This is a genomic window from Microbacterium phosphatis (genome assembly GCF_049177115.1).
In the GTDB taxonomy this organism is placed as follows: Bacteria; Actinomycetota; Actinomycetes; order Actinomycetales; family Microbacteriaceae; genus Microbacterium; species Microbacterium phosphatis.
Window position 1 is genome coordinate 632947 of the sequence record NZ_CP185370.1, and the last position, 17988, is coordinate 650934.

At 72.0% G+C, this 17988-nt stretch carries 19 protein-coding genes; 11 read left to right on the forward strand and 8 right to left on the reverse strand.

The features are described 5' to 3' along the window. Positions 1–25 precede the first annotated feature (25 nt). Positions 26–961 carry an LLM class F420-dependent oxidoreductase gene (locus tag ACOKGD_RS02960; RefSeq protein ID WP_342336899.1) on the reverse strand — a complete coding sequence of 312 codons (936 nt, stop codon included), beginning with the start codon at positions 959–961 and terminating at the stop codon, positions 26–28. A 14-nt stretch (positions 962–975) separates the two neighbouring features. Further along, positions 976–1947: a cation diffusion facilitator family transporter gene (locus tag ACOKGD_RS02965; protein WP_342336898.1), complete on the reverse strand. Its 972-nt coding sequence runs from the start codon at positions 1945–1947 to the stop codon at positions 976–978. A 32-nt stretch (positions 1948–1979) separates the two neighbouring features. On the opposite strand from ACOKGD_RS02965, the gene proC reads away from it, so the two are divergent. Then, entirely contained in the window at positions 1980–2819 is an 840-nt protein-coding gene (gene proC / locus ACOKGD_RS02970; RefSeq protein WP_342336897.1) for a pyrroline-5-carboxylate reductase, read from the forward strand. 27 nt (positions 2820–2846) lie between these two features. Here proC and ACOKGD_RS02975 read toward each other — a convergent pair whose 3' ends face one another. Continuing rightward, positions 2847–3995 carry an epoxide hydrolase family protein gene (locus ACOKGD_RS02975; protein ID WP_342336896.1) on the reverse strand — a complete coding sequence of 383 codons (1149 nt, stop codon included), beginning with the start codon at positions 3993–3995 and terminating at the stop codon, positions 2847–2849. 66 nt (positions 3996–4061) lie between these two features. Here ACOKGD_RS02975 and ACOKGD_RS02980 point away from each other — a divergent pair, with 66 nt between their 5' ends. Continuing rightward, on the forward strand, positions 4062–5018 hold the full coding sequence (locus tag ACOKGD_RS02980; protein WP_342336895.1) for a helix-turn-helix transcriptional regulator: 957 nt from the start codon (positions 4062–4064) through the stop codon (positions 5016–5018). A 27-nt stretch (positions 5019–5045) separates the two neighbouring features. Here ACOKGD_RS02980 and ACOKGD_RS02985 read toward each other — a convergent pair whose 3' ends face one another. Together ACOKGD_RS02985 and ACOKGD_RS02990 are read right to left on the reverse strand one after the other, a co-directional pair. Then, positions 5046–5717 carry a potassium channel family protein gene (locus ACOKGD_RS02985; protein WP_342336893.1) on the reverse strand — a complete coding sequence of 224 codons (672 nt, stop codon included), beginning with the start codon at positions 5715–5717 and terminating at the stop codon, positions 5046–5048. After that, the gene (locus ACOKGD_RS02990; RefSeq protein ID WP_342336892.1) at positions 5710–7179 is read right to left on the reverse strand and encodes a TrkH family potassium uptake protein; all 1470 of its coding nucleotides are present in this window, start codon (positions 7177–7179) and stop codon (positions 5710–5712) included. The genes ACOKGD_RS02985 and ACOKGD_RS02990 overlap by 8 nt, the downstream gene beginning before the upstream one ends. Before the next feature lie 64 nt (positions 7180–7243). Between ACOKGD_RS02990 and ACOKGD_RS02995 the strand changes: the two genes are divergently transcribed. The 7 genes from ACOKGD_RS02995 (at position 7244) to ACOKGD_RS03025 (ending at position 10789) form a co-directional block, all read left to right on the forward strand. Next, positions 7244–7657, forward strand: coding sequence for an ArsR/SmtB family transcription factor (locus ACOKGD_RS02995; RefSeq protein ID WP_342336891.1), 414 nt, complete (start codon positions 7244–7246; stop codon positions 7655–7657). Positions 7658–7797: 140 nt separating this feature from the next. Next, positions 7798–7989, forward strand: a complete 192-nt coding sequence (locus tag ACOKGD_RS03000; protein WP_342336889.1) for a helix-turn-helix domain-containing protein — start codon at positions 7798–7800, stop codon at positions 7987–7989. A gap of 115 nt (positions 7990–8104) precedes the next feature. Beyond that, positions 8105–8203 (forward strand): 30S ribosomal protein bS22, encoded by a 99-nt coding sequence (locus ACOKGD_RS03005; protein WP_003792170.1) that lies wholly within the window; start codon positions 8105–8107, stop codon positions 8201–8203. Between the two features lie 129 nt (positions 8204–8332). Continuing rightward, the gene (locus ACOKGD_RS03010; protein WP_342336888.1) at positions 8333–9853 is read left to right on the forward strand and encodes a molybdopterin-dependent oxidoreductase; all 1521 of its coding nucleotides are present in this window, start codon (positions 8333–8335) and stop codon (positions 9851–9853) included. 38 nt (positions 9854–9891) lie between these two features. Next, complete coding sequence (locus ACOKGD_RS03015) at positions 9892–10185, forward strand: rhodanese-like domain-containing protein (RefSeq protein WP_342336886.1); 294 nt, start codon at positions 9892–9894, stop codon at positions 10183–10185. Positions 10186–10192: 7 nt separating this feature from the next. Beyond that, positions 10193–10459 (forward strand): glutaredoxin family protein, encoded by a 267-nt coding sequence (locus ACOKGD_RS03020; RefSeq protein ID WP_342336884.1) that lies wholly within the window; start codon positions 10193–10195, stop codon positions 10457–10459. 30 nt (positions 10460–10489) lie between these two features. Then, entirely contained in the window at positions 10490–10789 is a 300-nt protein-coding gene (locus ACOKGD_RS03025; RefSeq protein ID WP_342336882.1) for a Dabb family protein, read from the forward strand. Positions 10790–10817: 28 nt separating this feature from the next. Here the strand turns inward: ACOKGD_RS03025 and ACOKGD_RS03030 are convergent, their stop codons facing one another. Both ACOKGD_RS03030 and aspS read right to left on the reverse strand, forming a co-directional pair. After that, positions 10818–12497, reverse strand: coding sequence for an FAD-binding dehydrogenase (locus ACOKGD_RS03030; protein ID WP_342336881.1), 1680 nt, complete (start codon positions 12495–12497; stop codon positions 10818–10820). 111 nt (positions 12498–12608) lie between these two features. After that, positions 12609–14387: an aspartate--tRNA ligase gene (aspS, locus tag ACOKGD_RS03035; protein WP_342336880.1), complete on the reverse strand. Its 1779-nt coding sequence runs from the start codon at positions 14385–14387 to the stop codon at positions 12609–12611. A gap of 124 nt (positions 14388–14511) precedes the next feature. Between aspS and ACOKGD_RS03040 the strand changes: the two genes are divergently transcribed. Next, positions 14512–15156, forward strand: coding sequence for a DedA family protein (locus ACOKGD_RS03040; RefSeq protein ID WP_342336879.1), 645 nt, complete (start codon positions 14512–14514; stop codon positions 15154–15156). Here ACOKGD_RS03040 and ACOKGD_RS03045 read toward each other — a convergent pair. Continuing rightward, positions 15146–17155: a hypothetical protein gene (locus tag ACOKGD_RS03045; protein WP_342336878.1), complete on the reverse strand. Its 2010-nt coding sequence runs from the start codon at positions 17153–17155 to the stop codon at positions 15146–15148. The two genes, ACOKGD_RS03040 and ACOKGD_RS03045, sit on opposite strands and share 11 nt — an antisense overlap. Positions 17156–17260: 105 nt before the next feature. Here ACOKGD_RS03045 and ACOKGD_RS03050 point away from each other — a divergent pair, with 105 nt between their 5' ends. Further along, positions 17261–17890: a histidine phosphatase family protein gene (locus tag ACOKGD_RS03050; protein WP_342336876.1), complete on the forward strand. Its 630-nt coding sequence runs from the start codon at positions 17261–17263 to the stop codon at positions 17888–17890. The last annotated feature ends 98 nt before the right edge of the window (positions 17891–17988 follow it).

Here is a 17988-nt window from a genome sequence, read left to right on the forward strand (position 1 = left end):
CCCGCGCACCCCTAGGCGGGGCGTGTCAGGCGGGAAGGTGCGGCAGCACCCGCTCGCCGAGGTAGTCGAGGTGTGCGAGGTCTGTCATGTCCTCGAGCTGGAAGTAGACGCGCTGCGCGCCGAGGGCGACGAGGCGCTCGACCTTCGCGACCACCTCGTCGGCCGAGCCGCAGATGTTCGTGTCGCCACGGAACCGGGAGAGCTCGCTGCCGATGGCGGCGGCCCTGCGCTCCAGATCCGCCTCCGTCGCGCCGACGACCGTCGGCAGGGCCACGGACAGTCTGAGGGTCGACGGCTCGCGCCCGATCGCCTCGCATGCGGCACGGACCACGGCGAACTTCTCGGCCACCACCGCCTCGGGCACGAACCCGATGTTGAACTCGGTGGCGTGCGCCGCCGCGAGGGCGGGCGTGCGGCGCGGCCCGCCGCCGCCCACGATTACCGGGATCCGATCCTGCACGGGTTTGGGCAGGGCGGGGGAGTCCTCCAGGGAGTGATGCACGCCGTCGTACGAGAACGTCTCGCCCGCGGGCGTCGCCCACAGCCCGTTCACGATCTCGAGCTGCTCCTCGAGGATGTCGAAGCGGCGGGCCGGGAACGGGATGCCGTACGCGCGGTGCTCGTCCTCGAACCATCCGGTGCCGAGCCCCAGCTCGACCCGGCCGCCGGACATCTCGTCGACCTGGGCGACCTGGATCGCCAGGATCCCGGGGTGCCGGTAGGTGACCGAGGACACCAGCGTGCCGAGGCGGATCCGGGACGTGTCGCGCGCGAGCCCGGCGAGCGTCGTCCACGCGTCGGTCGGGCCGGGAAGCCCCGAGGCCGCGCCCATGGCCAGATAGTGGTCCGAGCGGAAGAACGCATGGAAGCCCAGCTCCTCGGCACGCTGCGCGAACACGCGCTGGGTGGCGTAGCTGGCGCCCTGCTGGGGCTCGGTGAAGACGCAGTACTCCGTCGCCATGGTCGCCGGCGCGCTCAGTCGGAGGACTTCAGGATGACCGACTCGGTCGGAAGCTGCTCGCCCCCGGCGCCGCGGTAGACGTCCGGCTCGAGGTAGATGATGCGGGCGGTGGGCACCGCCTCGCGGATCCGACCCTCGACCGTGTTGATGTCGGAGGCGACGTCGGCCAGCAGCTTGTCCTGCGGCACACCCACCTTGGCGGCCACGAGCAGCTCCTCCGGGCCGACGTAGAGGGTCTTGATGTGGATGAGCTTCTCGACCTCCGGGCCCTTCTCGATCGCCGCGACGATCTTGTCGAAGTCCTCGGGGGTGGCGCCCTCGCCGACGAGGAGGCTCTTGGTCTCCCAGCCGAGCACGGCCGCGACGATGATCAGCAGCGTGCCGATCATGAGGGTGCCGAGCGCGTCGAAGAACGGGTTGTGCGTGAGGATCGTCATGCCCACGCCGAACAGGGCGAACGTCAGGCCCAGCAGCGCGCCGAGATCCTCGAGCAGCACCACCGGCAGCTCGGGCGCCTTCGCGCGGCGGATGAACGCGACCCACGACTGGCCCTTCGGGCGGATCGCGTTCGACTCCTTCACGGCGGTGCGCAGCGAGAACGATTCGAGTGCGATCGCCACGATCAGGATCACCAGGGGCAGGTACTGCCACTGCGGGTCGAGCTCGTGCGGGTGGGTGAGCTTGTCGATGCCCTCGTAGATGGCGAACAGGCCACCCAGCGAGAACAGGATGATCGACACGACGAAGGCGTACACGTAGCGCTCGCGGCCGTAGCCGAAGGGGTGTGCGCGGTCGGCGGACTTGCGGGCCTTGCGTCCGCCGAGCATCAGCAGCAGCTGGTTGCCCGAGTCGGCGACCGAGTGGATCGCCTCGGCGAGCATCGACGCCGAGCCCGACAGGAACCATCCGATGAACTTCGCGATGGCGATGCCCATGTTCGCGAGGAACGCCGCCAGGATCGCCTTGCTGCCGCCCGATGCACTCATGCGACAACTCTATTGCTCCCTAGAATCGGGGCATGCCTGAGATCCTGCCCTCGCTCGCGTTCCTCGGTGCCGGATCGATGGGCGGCGCGATCCTGCGCGGCGTCGTCGCGAGCGGCATCCCGACCCAGGGCCCGATTCTCGCGACGAACCGCACCGCCGCCCGCGCGGCCGGGCTGGCGGGCCTGGACGGCGTCGAGTCGATCGCGCTCGAGGAGGAGCAGGAGGGCAACCTCCGCGCCGCCGCAGAGGCGCGGGTGATCCTGGTCGGGGTGAAGCCCGCCATGGTGCCGGACCTTCTGCGCGACATCGCCCCGCAGCTGCGCGACGATGCGATCGTGGTCAGCCTCGCCGCGGGGGTCACGCTGGCGACGTACGCCTCGATCCTCGGCGAGGGGGTCACCGTGCTGCGCTCGATGCCGAACACCCCCTCGCTGGTGGGGAAGGGCGTCACCGGCCTTGCCGCGCCCGAGGGAGCCCCCGAGGAGGCGATCCGGATCGCCCGCACGCTGTTCGAGACGGTCGGCACGGTCATCGAGGTCCCGGAGGAGCGCATCGACGCGCTCTCGTCGATCTCGGGATCCGGCCCCGCGTACGTCTACCTGCTGATCGAGGAGCTCACGAAGGCCGCCGTCGGCAAGGGGTTCGACGAGGAGGCCGCCCGGGCGATGGTGGAGGGCACCTTCATCGGCGCCGCCGCTCTGCTCGCACACACGGGCGAGGAGCCGGCCGAGCTGCGTCGCCAGGTGACGAGCCCGAAGGGCACGACCGAGCGCGCCGTCGCGGTGCTGCAGGAGGCGAAGCTGAGCGAGCTGTTCGCCCGGGCCACGGACGCCGCCGTCGCCCGCGCGAAGGAGCTCGCCGCCGGCGACTGACGTCGCGACGGCGAGCCCGTTCGCCCCTCAGCGGGGCAGCGCGGTGAAGAACGCGCGGATGTCATCGGCGACGAAGTCCGGGCGCTCGAGGGCGGCGAAGTGCCCGCCCTCGTCGAAGCGGCTCCAGTGGACGATGTTCGAGTTGTCGCGCTCGGCGAAGACCCGGATCGTCTGGAAGTCGTCCGCGAACACCGCGACGCCGGTCGGGGCGGCGTTGACTCGCGGCTCGGCGCCCTCGGCGGCGCGGGCGTTCTCGAGGTAGCTGCGGCTCATGCCGGAGGCGGCATTGGCGAACCAGTTCACGCTCACCTCGAGCAGGATCTTCTCGAGCGGCACGAGGGACGTGCCGTTGCCGAACGAGTTGAACAGCTCGCTGTAGGCGAGAAGCCCGACGGGCGAGTCGCTGAGACCCACCGCGACGGTCTGCGGGCGCGAGGCGTTCATGGTGTTGTACCCGCCGACCGACTGGAACCACTGCATGTGCTCGAGCCCGGCGTAGTCGCCCGGCTCGAGACGCTCGAACTCGGCCGGGTCGCCGGAGGGGAACGAGAACAGCTGCAGCACGTGCAGGCCGAGGAACCCGTCGGGGTTCAGCAGACCGAGCTCGCGCGCGACCATCGCGCCGTTGTCCGATCCGTGGATCCCGTAGCTGTCGTAGCCGAGGGCGCGCATCAGGCGGTCGTAGGCGGCAGCCACCCTGGCCGTCGTCCAACCGGGCGAGGCGAGGGGCTGCGAGAAGCCGTACCCCGGCGCGTCCGGGATCACGACGTCGAACGCCTCGTCGGCTCGCCAGCCGTGCGCCACCGGGTCGACCAGCCGGGCGATGACGTCGAGGTAGTCGACGCCCGAGCCGGGGTAGGTGTGGGCGAGGATCAGCGGGGTCGCTCCCGGGTGGGGCGAGCGCACGTGCATGAAGTGCAGCGTCTGCCCATCGATCTCGGTCGAGAAGTGCGGGAACGCGTTGATCCGCGCCTCGGCCGCCGCCCAGTCGAATGCGCGCCATGCCTCGATCGCCTCGCGCAGGTACGAGTTCGGCGTCCCGGCGTCCCAGTCGTCCGAGGGGGAGGGCTGGGGAAGGCGCGTGCGCGCGAGGCGGTCGCGGAGGTCGGCGACCTCGGCCTCGGAGACCGAGACCGTGAAGGGGCGGATGTCGAGCGAAGCGGCTGAGGTGTTCATGTCTCCGACGGTAGGAGCCAATTAGGTAGGATTCGTTCCTAACTGGCGAACTCGTTCGGAGGTTCCATGGCCGACCCCACGGCGAGGCTGCTGACGCTTCTCGCCCTCCTGCAGTCCGGACCGGATCGCTCAGGCCGCGAACTCGCCGAGCGCCTGGGGGTGTCGACGCGCACGCTCCGGCACGACGTGGATCGCCTCCGCGAGCTCGGCTACCCGGTGGACGCGACGCGCGGTGCGGTGGGCGGCTATCGCCTCGGCTCCGGCGGCAAGCTCCCGCCCCTCCTGCTCGACGACGAGGAGGCCGTGGCGGTGACCGTGGGCCTGCGCGCCGCGGCCGGGATCGCCGGCGTCGAGGAGGCCGGTGCCCGTGCTCTCGCCAAGCTCGAGCAGGTGCTGCCCTCCCGGCTGCGCCCGACCGTCGAGGCGCTGCGCGGCAGCGTCGACCGCGGCCCCGAGAACACGGGAACCGACGCCCCCGATCCCGAGGTGCGCGCGCCGGTCCTCCAGGCCGTTGCGAGCGCGATCCGCGACAGCGAGTGGCTGAGGTTCGACGTCGACGGCCGGCCGCACCTCGTCGAGCCGTACCGATTGCTCAGCTGGCAGCGCCGCTGGCATCTCGTGGCGCGCGACCCGCGCGACGGCGTGTGGGGCACCTTCCGGGTCGACCAGATCGAGCCGCGGATGCCGACGCGCCGCCGCTTCGATCCGCAGCCGGTGCCGGGAGGCGACTACACCGCGTTCGCGATGCGCACCATCGCCGCCAGCGGATGGAACGTCCATGCGCGCCTGCGGGTGGACGCGTCGGCCGAGGCGGTCATCGCGCGCATCAACCCCGCGGTGGGCATCGTCGAGCCGGTCGACGAGGGACACTGCGTGCTGGTGACCGGCGCCGACAGCCTCGACACGCTGGCGGTGTATGCCGGGATGCTCATGATGGACTTCACGGTCGAGTCGCCGCCCGAGCTGATCCCGCTGCTCGAACTGCTCTCGGCCCGCTACGCGCGCGCGGCCGCCGGATCCTGACGCCGGCGCCCGGCGGGCGCGGCCGTCCTACCGGTCGAGGGCGGCGAAGCGCTCGACGTCGACGTTGGTGCCCGAGACGATGATGAGGTCGTGGTTGGTGACGACCGTGTTCGCCTCGGCGTAGCGGAAGGGCTTGCCGGGGCTCTTGATGCCCACGACGGTGACGTTGTACTTGGTGCGAACGCCGGACTCGTTCAGGCCCACGCCGCGGACGAACTTCGGCGGGTACATCTTCGCCAGGACGAAGTCGTCGTCGAAGCGGATGAAGTCGAGCATGCGGCCCGACACCAGGTGGGCGACGCGCTCGCCGGCCTCGCGCTCGGGGTAGATCACGTGGTTGGCGCCCACGCGGGCGAGGATCTTGCCGTGCGCCTGCGAGACGGCCTTGGCCCAGATCTGGGGGACCTTGAGGTCGACGAGGTTGGCGGTGATCAGCACCGAGGCCTCGATCGAGGAGCCGACCGCGACGACGGCGACCTGGAAGTCCTGCGCGCCGATCTGCTTGAGGGCGTCGACGTTGCGGGCATCGGCCTGCACCGTGTGCGTGACGCGCTCCGACCACTTCTGGACGAGCCCCAGATCCTCGTCGATCGCGAGCACGTCGCGGTCGAGGCGGTCCAGCTCGCCGGCGCACGCGGCGCCGAAGCGGCCGAGTCCGATCACGAGGACGGGGGCGTCGCTGCGGATCTGCTCAACCAACGATCGGCCTTTCGACGGGCAGCGCGTACAGCTGCCGGCTGGAGGTCGCGGCGACAGCCGCGGCCAGAGTGACTGTACCAACGCGGCCGAAGAAGATCGTCGCGGCCATGACGTACACGGCCGAGTCCGGCATCGACTCGGTCACGCCCGCCGAGAGCCCCACGGTGGCGAAGCCCGAGATCACGTCGAACAGCACTTTGTCGACCGGCATCTGCGTGATCTGGGCGATGACGACGGTCGAGACGGCCACGATGGTGGCGCCCCACGCGAGGACCGCCACGGCCACTCGCTGCACGTCGCTGGGGATGCGGCGGCCGAACGCCTCGACGCTCACACGACCACGCGCCTCGGACCACACGGCCAGGGCCAGCACCGCGAGGGTGGTCACCTTGATGCCGCCCGCGGTCGAGGCCGAGCCGCCGCCGATGAACATCAGCATGGATCCGACCAGCAGCGACGATCCGTTCAGGTTGCTGATGTCGACGACCGAGAAGCCGCCGGATCGGGTCATCGCCGACAGGAAGAACGCCTGGAAGGTGGTGTCCCACGCGTCTCGGGTGCCGAAGGTGCCGGGGTTCAGGAACTCGAGCGCGAGGAAGACGCCCGACCCGACGAAGAACAGGATCACCGTGGTGATGAGGGTGAGCTTCACGTGGAGGTTCCACTTGCGCGGCGTGAGCAGCTGGCGCGAGAGGGCGAGGATCACGGGGAAGCCGATGCCGCCGAGGAACACGCCGACCATCAGCACGGAGAGGAACCAGTAGTCGTACTGGAAGGTGTTGAGGCCGCCGTCGGTGAAGGTGAAGCCGGTGTTCGTGAACGCCATGACCGAGTGCAGGGGAGCGAGCCACAGCGCGTCGACCCAGTTGTGGCCGGCGAGGACGATCGAGGGATACAGCAGCACCGCGAGGGCCGCCTCGATCAGGATGGTCGAGAGGGCGACGATCCGCAGCAGGTGGCCGACCTCGCCCAGGCGCACCGTCTGCGACTCGTTGACGGGCCCGCCGTGCGAGCGCAGGGGGTTGGTGTCCCCGGCGGCGATGAGCTTGGCGCGCAGCCCCAGCTTGCGCGAGACGACGAGCCCCAGGACGGAGGCGAGGGTCAGCGCGCCGAGGCCGCCGATGTTCGTGCCGAAGAAGATCGCGAGCTCGCCGAAGAACGACCAGTGCGTCGACATGTCCACGGTCGACAGGCCGGTGACGCACACCGCCGAGACGGCCGTGAAGAAGGCGTCCGCGAAGGGCGTCACGGTGCCGTCCGCCGAGGCGAGGGGGAGCGAGAGGAGCCCGGTGAAGATCAGGATCAGCGCGATGTAGATGAGGATCGCGAATCGCGAGGGGGACGACGTGGTGATGTCGCGGAAGTTCCGGCCAACGACCTTCCCCAACCGGGTCCATGCCGGATCGCGCACGGACGACGCGGCCTTGGCCATCGGGCCCCCTCCGTATACGTCGCGGTTCATGCTCCGGAGCATCCCCCGGGCCTTGGACATGGTACTCCGGCGGGTGCCCGGCTACCCTTGCCCCATGGCGGACATCTTCGACGTGATCGCGGACGGCACCAGGCGCGAGATCCTGCAGCTGCTGTTGCGTCGTTCGTCGGAGGGCGGCACCGGGACGAGCGTCTCGCAGATCGTCCTCGCGCTGGGTGTGAGCCAGCCCACGGTCTCCAAGCATCTCAAGGTGCTCCGCGAGGCCGACCTCGTCTCGGTGCGCGAGGAGGGGCAGCACCGCTACTACAGCCTGTCGCCCGAGCCGCTCGAGCAGGTCGACGACTGGCTGGTCCCGTTCTTCGTCGCCGAGGGCGACTTCGACGACATCGGCGAGCTCAACGTGCCCGCCCTCCCCGTGCCCGCCGTGCGTGCCGCCGAGGGAATCGGTCGGGCCGCCGCCTCGGCCAAGGTCGTTGTGCAGTCGGCGCTGAAGCGCCTCGGAGCCTGACGGCCGAGCCCGAGCGCTCGGGTCGTCACCCGGTGCCGTCGTCTCTCATGCGGCGTCACACTCGTCACAGCCGTCACTCGGGTTTACACGGGACCCGTCGGCCCCCTACAGTTGGCGCAAGTTGAAGAGTGGGAGGCACTGTGCCCGAGATGCCGGATGTGCGGTTTCTGACCGTCGCCGAGGTCGCAGAGATCATGCGCGTGTCCAAGATGACCGTGTATCGCCTCGTGCACTCCGGTGAGCTTCCGGCGGTGCGCTTCGGGCGCAGCTATCGCGTCCCCGAATCCGCGGTCACCACCGTGCTTCAGCGCCCCATCGCCGACGTCGGCTGACTCGCAAGGTCCGCCCTGCGGCGTAGGGTAAGCTGTCCCGAAGGCACGCTTCCGCTGTGCCCGATCCCGGACGCCGCAGGCTCGGCGTCCAACCCCCTGACATCGTGAGGTTTCCATGGGTTCTGTCATCAAGAAGCGCCGCAAGCGCATGGCGAAGAAGAAGCACCGCAAGCTGCTTCGCAAGACTCGCCACCAGCGTCGCAACAAGAAGTAAGTCGCGACTGCAGCCACTGACGCCGGTCCCGTTCTCGGGCCGGCGTTTCTGGTACCCGGAGGCGGATGCCGCTTGCCCGGCTCGCTCCGCGATCGCCGCGGCGGCGTCGCGGGGGCGTAGCGTCAGAGCATGAGCAGCCGGTTCGCGCCCGGCCGCGCGATGGCGGCGGGGGCCGGTGTCGCGGCGGCGGCGCTCGGCGCGGGCGTCGGCGAACTGCTCGCGGCGCTCCTCGCGCCGCGCTCGAGCCCCTTCGCCGCGATCGGGTCGGTGCTGATCGATGCGGCGCCGCGCTGGGCGAAGGACCTCGCGATCGCGCTGTTCGGCACGGCCGACAAGGTCGCACTGCTGGTGCTGATCGCGCTGGTGCTGCTCGCCGTCGCGGCCGTCGCGGGGCTGCTGCAGCGGCGCCGCCCGCCGTGGGGTGTCGCCCTGGCCGGAGCCCTGGGAATCATCGGAGCGGTGGCCGCGGTGACCAGGGCCGACGCGGGAGCGCTCGCGCTGCTGCCGTCGCTCGTGGCCGGGGTGGTATCGGCCGGGGTGCTGGCGATGCTGCTGCGTCGGAAGCACGCGGGGAGCGAGGAGGCGGGCCTCACGCGCCGCACGTTCCTGATCGGTTCGGCGGCGGCCGTGGTGGCCGGTGCCGGGATGGCGGCCTGGGCGGCCACGCGCAGCGCCGGCGGGCGCACGGTCGCCGCGATCCGCGCGGCGCTGCGCCTGCCCGCGGCGGGGGCTCCCGCGCACGTTCCAGCCGCGGCCGAGCTGGGCCTGCCAGGGCTTGCCCCGGTGATCACGCCGAACAGCGAGTTCTATCGCATCGACACCGCGCTGATCGTGCCCGAGATCGATCCGGCCAGATGGCGGCTGCGGGTGCACGGGCTCGTCGAGCGCGAGGTCGAGCTGAGCTGGGACGAGCTGCTGGCGCTTCCGCTCGTCGAGCACGTCGCCACCCTCGCGTGCGTGTCGAACGAGGTGGGCGGCGGCCTCATCGGCAACGCCGTCTGGCTCGGGTATCCGATCCGCGAGCTGCTGGCGCAGGCGGGGCCGCTTCCCGAGGCCGACATGGTGCTCTCGCGGTCGCAGGACGGATTCACCGCCGGCACTCCGCTCGAGGCCCTGACCGACGACCGCGGCGCGCTGCTGGCCGTGGGCATGAACGGCGAGCCGCTGCCCTTCGACCACGGCTTCCCCGTGCGCATGGTGGTGCCCGGTCTGTACGGCTACGTGTCGGCGACGAAGTGGGTCGTCGACCTCGAGGTGACGCGCTTCGACAGCGACCGGGCGTACTGGACCGATCGCGGCTGGTCGGAGCGCGGGCCCATCAAGCTGCAGTCGCGGATCGACGTGCCGCACGCCGGGCAGGTCGCCGCGGGGAAAACGACGATCGCCGGCGTCGCGTGGCACCAGAAAGTGGGCGTCGCCGGCGTGGAGGTGCAGGTCGACGACGGCCCGTGGCGCTCGGCCGACCTGGCCGCGGCGATCTCGTCCGACACGTGGGTGCAGTGGTCGCTGCGCACCGATCTCGACCCCGGAGAGCACGTGATCCGCTGCCGCGCCCTGAGCGCGGACGGCTCGACGCAGACCTCCGACACCGCGCCGCCCGCCCCGGACGGCGCCACCGGGTGGCACACGCGACGGATCACCGCGGCGTGAGGCGCCCCCTCCTGCGCCCGCGCCGGGATAATGGGGACATGAACGAGATCTCGGTCCAGGACCTGCACGCGCGCGACGGCGTCCCCCTCATCGACGTGCGCGAGCCGCACGAGTTCGAGGCCGGTCACGTGCCCGGCGCCGTCAATGTCCCGATGTCGCAGCTCAGCGAGCGCGTGGGCGAGCTCCCCGCCGAGCCGTTCGATGTCATCTGCGAGCTCGGTGGCCGCTCCGCGCGCGTCGTCCAGGCGCTCAACGAGCGCGGCTACGAGACGACCAACGTCGCCGGCGGCACCGCCGCCTGGCGCGAGGCCGGGTACCCCGTCGACCTCTGATCGACGCATGACCACCCTCACGCTGATCGGCAAGGCCGACTGCCACCTCTGCGATGTCGCACGCGAGATCGTGGACCAGGTGATCGCCGACCTGCCGGACGACGTCGCCGAGCGCATCGAGGTGCGGGAGGCGTCGATCCAGGACGACCCCGCGCTGTACGACGCCTGGTGGGAGAAGATCCCCGTGGTGCTCATCGACGACACCCTGCACGGCCATTGGCGCGTGTCGGCCGACCGCCTGCGCGCGGCCCTCACCGACGCCGCTCACGCCTGACCTCGCACGACCCCGATCAAGGAGACCGCCGTGATCCGTCACATCGTCCTGTTCCAGCTCATCTCCGACGACGCCGCAGAGCGCGCGGCGCAGGTCGCGGAGGCCCGCCGTCTGCTCGAGGCCCTGGTGGGCGTTGTGCCCGGTCTCGTGCGCATGGACGTGCGCGAGGACGTGCTCGGAGGCGCCAACTCGGACTTCGCGGTCGACGCCGACTTCGACGACCTCGACGCGCTGAAGGGCTACATCGTGCACCCCGAGCACGTGAAGGCGGCCGACTACATCGGCACCATCCGCAAGGACGCGCGCGCCGCGATCGACTTCGAGATCTGACCCGGTCGGATCCCGACGCGCGGTGCCGTCAGATCGCGGCGGCCGCGGCGCGTCCGGCGACGCGGCCCGAGAACAGGCAGCCGCCGAGGAACGTGCCCTCGAGGGCGTTGTAGCCCATCATCCCGCCGCCGCCGAAGCCCGCCACCTCGCCGGCGGCGTAGAGGCCGGGGATCGGCGCGCCCCGCCCGCCCGAGGTCGCGCCCTCCGGCGAGGGGGAGAGGCAGCGGCCCTGCAGGTCGGTCTCGAGCCCCCCGAGGGTCTTGCGCGACAGGATGTGCAGCTTCACCGCGATGAGCGGCCCGGCCGCGGGGTCGAGGATGCGGTGCGGCTTCGCGACGCGGATCAGCTTGTCGCCGAGGTAGTTGCGCGCGCCGCGCAGCGCCGTGACCTGGGCGTCCTTCGAGAACCCGTTGGCGATCTCGCGGTCGCGCTCCTCGATGATCCGGCGGAGGGATGCCTCCTCGAGGGCGGGGGCATCGGGATCGGCGATCCCGTTCATCCCCGCCACCAGGGCCGTGAGGGTGTCGGCGACGACGAAGTCGGCGCCGTGCTGCTTGAACGCCTCGACGGGCCCGGGCGCGCCCTTGCGGACGCGCTTCGCGAGCAGCTTCAGGTCGCGCCCCGTGAGATCCGGGTTCTGCTCGGACCCCGACAGCGCGAACTCCTTCTCGATGATCTTCTGTGTCAGCACGAACCACGACGAGTCGTACCCGGTCGCCCGCAGGTGCTTCAGCGTGCCCAGGGTGTCGAAGCCCGGGTAGAGGGGCGCCGGCAGCCGGCGGCCCGCCGCGTCGAGCCAGAGCGACGACGGGCCGGGCAGGATCCGGATGCCGTGGTTGTGCCAGATCGGATCCCAGTTGCGGATGCCCTCGACGTAGTGCCACATGCGGTCGGGGTTGATGACGCTGGCGCCCTCGCCCTGGGTGATCCGCAGCATCCGCCCGTCGACGTGCGCGGGAACGCCGCTGACCATGGTGCGAGGGGGAGTGCCGAGGCGCTCGGGCCAGGCGGCGCGCACCAGCTCGTGGTCGCCGCCGATGCCGCCCGCGGTGACGATCACCGCCTGCGCCCGGAGCTCGAAGTCGGACTGGGCGTCGCGGTTCGTCGCGCGCCCGCGCCCGGCCGGGTCGGGAGCGAGGATCGCCCCGCGCACGCCGGCGACGGCGCCCGCCTCGAGGATCAGCCCGTCGACGCGGTGGCGGAACGCGAACCGGATCCTCCCGGCCTCGGCGTGCGCCCTCACGCGCCGCTCGAACGGCTCGACGACGCCCGGGCCCGTGCCCCATGTGATGTGGAAGCGCGGCACGGAGTTGCCGTGGCCGCCGGAGCGCCCGTCGCCGCGCTCGGCCCACCCGACGACGGGGAAGATCCGCAGGCCCATGGCGTGCAGCCACGCGCGCTTCTCGCCCGCGGCGAAGTCGAGGTACGCCTCCGCCCAGGCCCGCGGCCAGTGGTCCTCCGGCCGGTCGAACTGCGCCGATCCGAACCAGTCCTGGTGGGCGAGCTCCCGCGAGTCCCTGACGCCCATCCGGCGCTGCTCGGGGCTGTCGATGAGGAACAGCCCGCCGAGGCTCCAGAAGGCCTGCCCGCCGAGCGACTGCTGGCCCTCCTGCTCGACGAGGATCACGCTGCGGCCGGCGTCCGCGGCCTCGGCGGCGGCCGCGAGCCCTGCGAGCCCGGCCCCCACGACGACGATGTCGGTGTCCATGGCGCGAGGCTATCGCGGCGGCGCCCCGGGACGCCCGGATCGGCTCGGGCCGCGCGCGCCGACGAGAGAGGGGGTGGGAGCCGAAGCCCCCGCCCCCTCCTGTGCAGTCGCTCAGGCCTCGTCGGCCTCGGGGTCGCTGTCGATGCCGGCCTCGGCGCGCTGCTCCGGGGTGATCGGGGCGGGCGCGGCCGTCAGCGGGTCGAAGCCGCCACCGGACTTCGGGAACGCGATGACCTCTCGGATCGAGTCGGTCTTCGTGAGGTGCTGCAGCACGCGGTCCATGCCGAGCGCGATTCCGCCGTGCGGCGGCGCGCCGAACTTGAAGGCGTCGAGCAGGAAGCCGAACTTCTCCTGCGCGGCCTCCTCGTCGATCCCCATGATCTGGAAGACGCGCTTCTGGATGTCCTCGCGGTGGATGCGGATCGAGCCGCCGCCGAGCTCCGAGCCGTTGCAGACGATGTCGTACGCGTAGGCCAGTGCCGATCCGGGGTCGGTGTCGAAGGTGTCCTCGAACTCCGGCTTCGGGCCGGTGAAGGCGTGGTGCACGGCCGTCCACGCTCCGGCGCCGACCGCGACGTCGCCGGAGGCGACGGCGTCCGAGGCGGGCTCGAACATCGGGGCGTCGACCACCCAGGTGAACGCGAACGTGTCGGGGTCGAGCAGGCCCAGACGGCGGCCGATCTCGACGCGGGCGGCGCCCAGCAGGGCGCGCGAGGCCTTGGTGTCGCCCGCGGCGAAGAACGCGCAGTCGCCCGCCGAGGCGCCCACGAGCTCCATGAGGCCGGCCTGCTCCGTCTCGGACAGGTTCTTGGCGACGGGGCCGCCGAGGGTGCCGTCCTCGTTGAACAGGACGTAGGCGAGCCCGCGGGCGCCGCGCTGCTTGGCCCAGTCCTGCCAGGCGTCGAGCGTCTTGCGGGGCTGGCTCGCGCCGCCGGGCATCAGGACGGCGCCGACGTACTCCGACTGGAACACGCGGAAGGGCGTCTCGGAGAAGTACTCGGTCGCCTCGACGAGCTCGAGACCGAAGCGCAGGTCGGGCTTGTCCGAGCCGTACTTCGCCATGGCGTCGGCGTAGGTGATGCGGGGAAGCGGCGTCTGGACGTCGACGTCGATCGTCTTCCACATCGCCGTGATGACGTCCTCCATCATCTCGATGACGTCCTCCTGCTCGACGAAGCTCATCTCGATGTCGAGCTGGGTGAACTCCGGCTGGCGGTCGGCGCGGAAGTCCTCGTCGCGGTAGCAGCGCGCGATCTGGAAGTACTTCTCCACGCCGCCGACCATCAGCAGCTGCTTGAACAGCTGCGGGCTCTGCGGCAGCGCGTACCAGCTGCCAGGGTGCAGTCGCGCGGGCACGAGGAAGTCGCGGGCGCCCTCGGGGGTCGAGCGCGTCAGCGTCGGGGTCTCGACCTCGACGAACTCGCGCTCGTGCAGGACGTCGCGGATCGCCTTGTAGACCTGCGAGCGCAGGCGGATCGCGGCGGCCGGCCCCTGGCGTCGCAGGTCGAGGTAGCGGTGCTTGAGGCGCACCTCCTCGCCGATGGGGTCGGCGTTCTCGCCGCCGGACACCTGGAACGGCAGCGGCGCCGACTCGTTCAGCACCTCGACGTCGGTCGCGATGAGCTCGATCTCGCCCGTGGGGAGGTTCGGGTTCTCGTTGCCGGCGGGGCGCCGGCCGACCTCGCCGGTGACCTTCAGGACGAACTCGCTGCGCAGCGGGTGCGCCACGGCCTCGTCGCGGATGACCACCTGGGCGATGCCCGACGCATCGCGCAGATCGATGAACGCCACCCCGCCGTGGTCGCGGCGGCGGTCGACCCAACCCGTGAGGGTGACGGTCTGACCGATGTGCTCGGCGCGAAGAGAGCCGGCGGTATGGGTGCGAAGCACGGGGGTTCCTCCTGGTTCAGGCAACCCGGCAAGTCTACGCGGAGCGATTCTTCGGGATCCCCCGAAGGAATCCGGCGGAGGGCCCCCAGGGTGGGGACACGCGCGATCGGTAGGGTCTGCCTGCATGAGGCCTCTTGCGCAGAACGACGGAACCTGGCTCGGCTCGATCGTCGACGGGGTGGTCGGGCTGATGGATGTGATCGGCCCCTACGGCGCCGGCCTCGCGATCGCGCTCGAGAACGTGTTCCCTCCGATCCCCAGCGAGGTGATCCTGCCGACCGCCGGTCTGGCGGCCGGGCGCGGTGCCTTCGCGCTGTGGGAGGCGATCCTGTGGACCACCGTCGGCTCGGTCGTCGGCGCGCTTGCGCTGTACGGCCTGGGCGCCCTGCTCGGCGCCGACCGGCTGCGCCGCGCGGCGGACCGGATTCCGCTCGTCAGCGGCGAGGACGTGAACAAGACGGTCGCGTGGTTCGACAAGCACGGCGGGCGCGCGGTGTTCTTCGGGCGCTTCGTCCCCGGGATCCGCAGCCTCATCTCGATCCCCGCCGGCATCGTGCGCATGCCGATCGGCAAGTTCCTGCTGCTGACCGGGTCGGGCAGCATGCTGTGGAACACGCTCTTCGTGCTGCTCGGCTGGTTCCTGGGCGAGCGGTGGCACGTGATCGAGCCGTACCTCGGGGTCGTCGAGAACGTGGTGCTCGCCGTGATCGTGATCGCGGTGGTGTGGTTCGTCGTGGTGCGCGTCCGCGCGGCGCGGGCTAGCCGCTGACGGCGGCCACCAGCGCCTCGGCGGCCGCGACGCCCTCGCGCAGGCGCCACTGCTCGGGCTCGTCGGTGCTGGTCGTTGTGAGCATGATGCGGTAGCCGGGCAGCCACGCCTCGAGCTCGAGGCCGGCGGGCACGTACGCCCCGGTCAGGTAGCCGCCCGCGGCGGCGACCGGCGCGGACGCCTGGAGGCCGTTGTCGGGCAGCTTCTCGACCTCGCCGCGGCGCGTGGTCACCCCGGCCGCGTCGACCGCCTCGCGCGAGACCCACACCTGGACGCTCGACGTGCCGCGCTGCCAGCCGCAGGCGATCTGCCCCGTGCCGGCGGTGATGCCGGTCATGGGCGTGAACCCGTCTGCCACGGGCTTCACGGCGGCGAACAGGTCGTCGCACGTCATCAGCGACAGGCCGAGGCCGTCGAGCGCCGCGACCACGACCTCCGCGGCCGCCGGATCGGTCCACTCACCCGGAAGGTGCAGAGCGAGGTCGGCCTGCTGGTCGGGGGTGCAGCCGGCGATCGGCGCGAGCGCGTCGGTCGCCGCGTCGAACCAGCGGGGGTCGGCCGCGACGTCGCGGGAGACGTCGACGAACGCGGGCTGCACGGCGAGCTCGGCGAACAGCGCGGCGGCGTCGGCCTGCGGATCGGTGCAGGTCGGCGTCCACGAGCCGAGAGCCGGGGCCTCGCGGTCGGCGAGCACCGTGAACGACGCGCCGCCGGTGGGCTGGGCCGCCGCGGCGACGAGGCGCTCGGCGGCCGATGCGGCCAGGGCGTCGAATCGCCCCGTGCCGGCCAGGCGCAGCGCCCCGGCGGCGGCACGGGCGCCCTGCACGGCCGCCTCGTCGTCGCCCTCGCGGGCGGTGTCGGCGAGCCTCGCCGCGAGATCCGAATCGGCGAGACCCGTGGCGCAGGCGCCGAGCGCGGTGCCCAGCGCGGCCACGGTCACCGGATCGGCCACGGCGTCGCCGGCGGTGGGGTCGCCCGTCGCGCACTCGTAGAGCGCCGACACCACGGCCGCGACGGACGGATCCGCGACCTCGCCGAGCGAGACGTCGCGGGCGAAGGCGCCCAGCAGATCGATCGACGCCGTCCGGCCGTCGACCCGCGCGACCGCCCGGTACGGCACCGAGGGATCGGCAGGGGGAGTGAAGCCGAGGTCGATCGTTGCCGCCGGCGGCAGCAGCATCGTGCGCCCGTCGTCGATCAGCCCGGCGGCGATGTCCCAGAACCGGCCGTCGGCGTGGTCGCGCTTCGCCCAGTCCCAGGCGGCCTCCTCGGGCGCCTCCATTACGCGCGACACCGCGCTCGCGCTGCTCGCGTGGATCGTCAGCCCGCCCTCCGCGTTCTCGGCGCACGCCTGCAGCGTCGCGTCGTCGCGGTCGCGATCGGGATCGGCGAAGACCGCGACCCAGCCCGGGAGCCGCGCGCTGTCGCACTCCGGGGCCACGGGGTCGGGCGCCGCGACGGCGGTGCCGAGCGCCCCGGCGGCCCACGTCACGATGCCGCTGCGGTCGACCTCCGCCGCCAGCGTTGCGTCCGCGGCCGATGTCACGGCCTCCTCTGCCGGCCGCCAGACGCGGCGATCGTCGTCCCATCGCACCAGCACCGCGGTCGAGCGCAGCGCCGGATCGAGCGCGCTCACGTCCCAGGTGATCGTCGCGGGGATGTCGAGCGTCGCCGCCGACTCGACCCGCACCGGCACGCCGAAGGTCTCGCGCGCGATCCCCGAATCGGCGATGCCGATCTCGGCGCCGACCGTGACGTTCGCCACCTTGGCCGCGACCGCGCGCGCCGGCACGTCGACGGTCACCCCGGCGGTGGTCCAGGCATCGCCTTCCGCGTCGACCTGCGTGGTGCGCGCGTCGCCGAAGGATGGGGCGGGATCCCGCCGCGCCTCGCCGGCCGACGGCTCGGCCACGCACGCCGACAGTCCCAGCGCGAGGGCGCCCGCGAGCACCGCCGCCGCCACGCGGGTCGCCGCCGATGTCCTCCCGCGAGTGCTCACGCGACCACGGTAACCGCGGCCGGGGGCACTTCCGCGGCGCCAAGCCGTTCATAGGATGGACGCGCCTCCGCGCTCGCGGAGCGCACCACACGAACAGGGGGAGCCATGTCGGCCGACCGCATCCATCTCGTGCGCCACGGTGAGGTCCACAACCCCGACCGCGTGCTCTACGAGCGCCTCCCCGGGTTCGGTCTCAGCGAGGACGGGCGCCGCATGACCCGCGACGCCGCCGCGCACATCAAGGGCCTCGAGCGCCCGGTGTCCCGCCTGCTGTGCTCGCCGCTGCAGCGCACCCAGGAGTCGTCCGAGCCGTTCACCGAGCTGTTCGGCCTCGAGCCCGAGCTCGACGAGCGGGTCATCGAGCCCGCCAACGCCTTCGCCGGCTTGCGGATGAGCCGCGCGCTGCGCAATCCGTGGAACTGGCGCCACCTGCGCCGGCCCGCGCTCCCCAGCTGGGGCGAGGCGTACACGAGCATCGTCGAGCGGATGAGGTCGGCCCTCGACGACGCCTGGGACTCGACCCCCGAGGGCGACGTGGTCATCGTGTCCCATCAGGCGCCGATCTGGCTCACGCACCTCTCGGTCGCGGGGCTGCCGCTGCGCCACGACCCCCGCACCCGACGCTGCGCCCTCTCCAGCGTCACGTCGTTCGAGCGCAAGGGAGACGTCTGGCGCGAGGTCTCCTACGCCGAGCCCGCCAGCACAACGGGAGCGGTGGACGTCGGAGCGGTCTGATTCCGGCCGCGGTGCGACCCCCGGGCGGTGGTCCGCCCCGAGGTCGTTCGGCGTCGAACGACGTTCGGCCCGCACACAGGCGCCGCTGAACGGGAAAC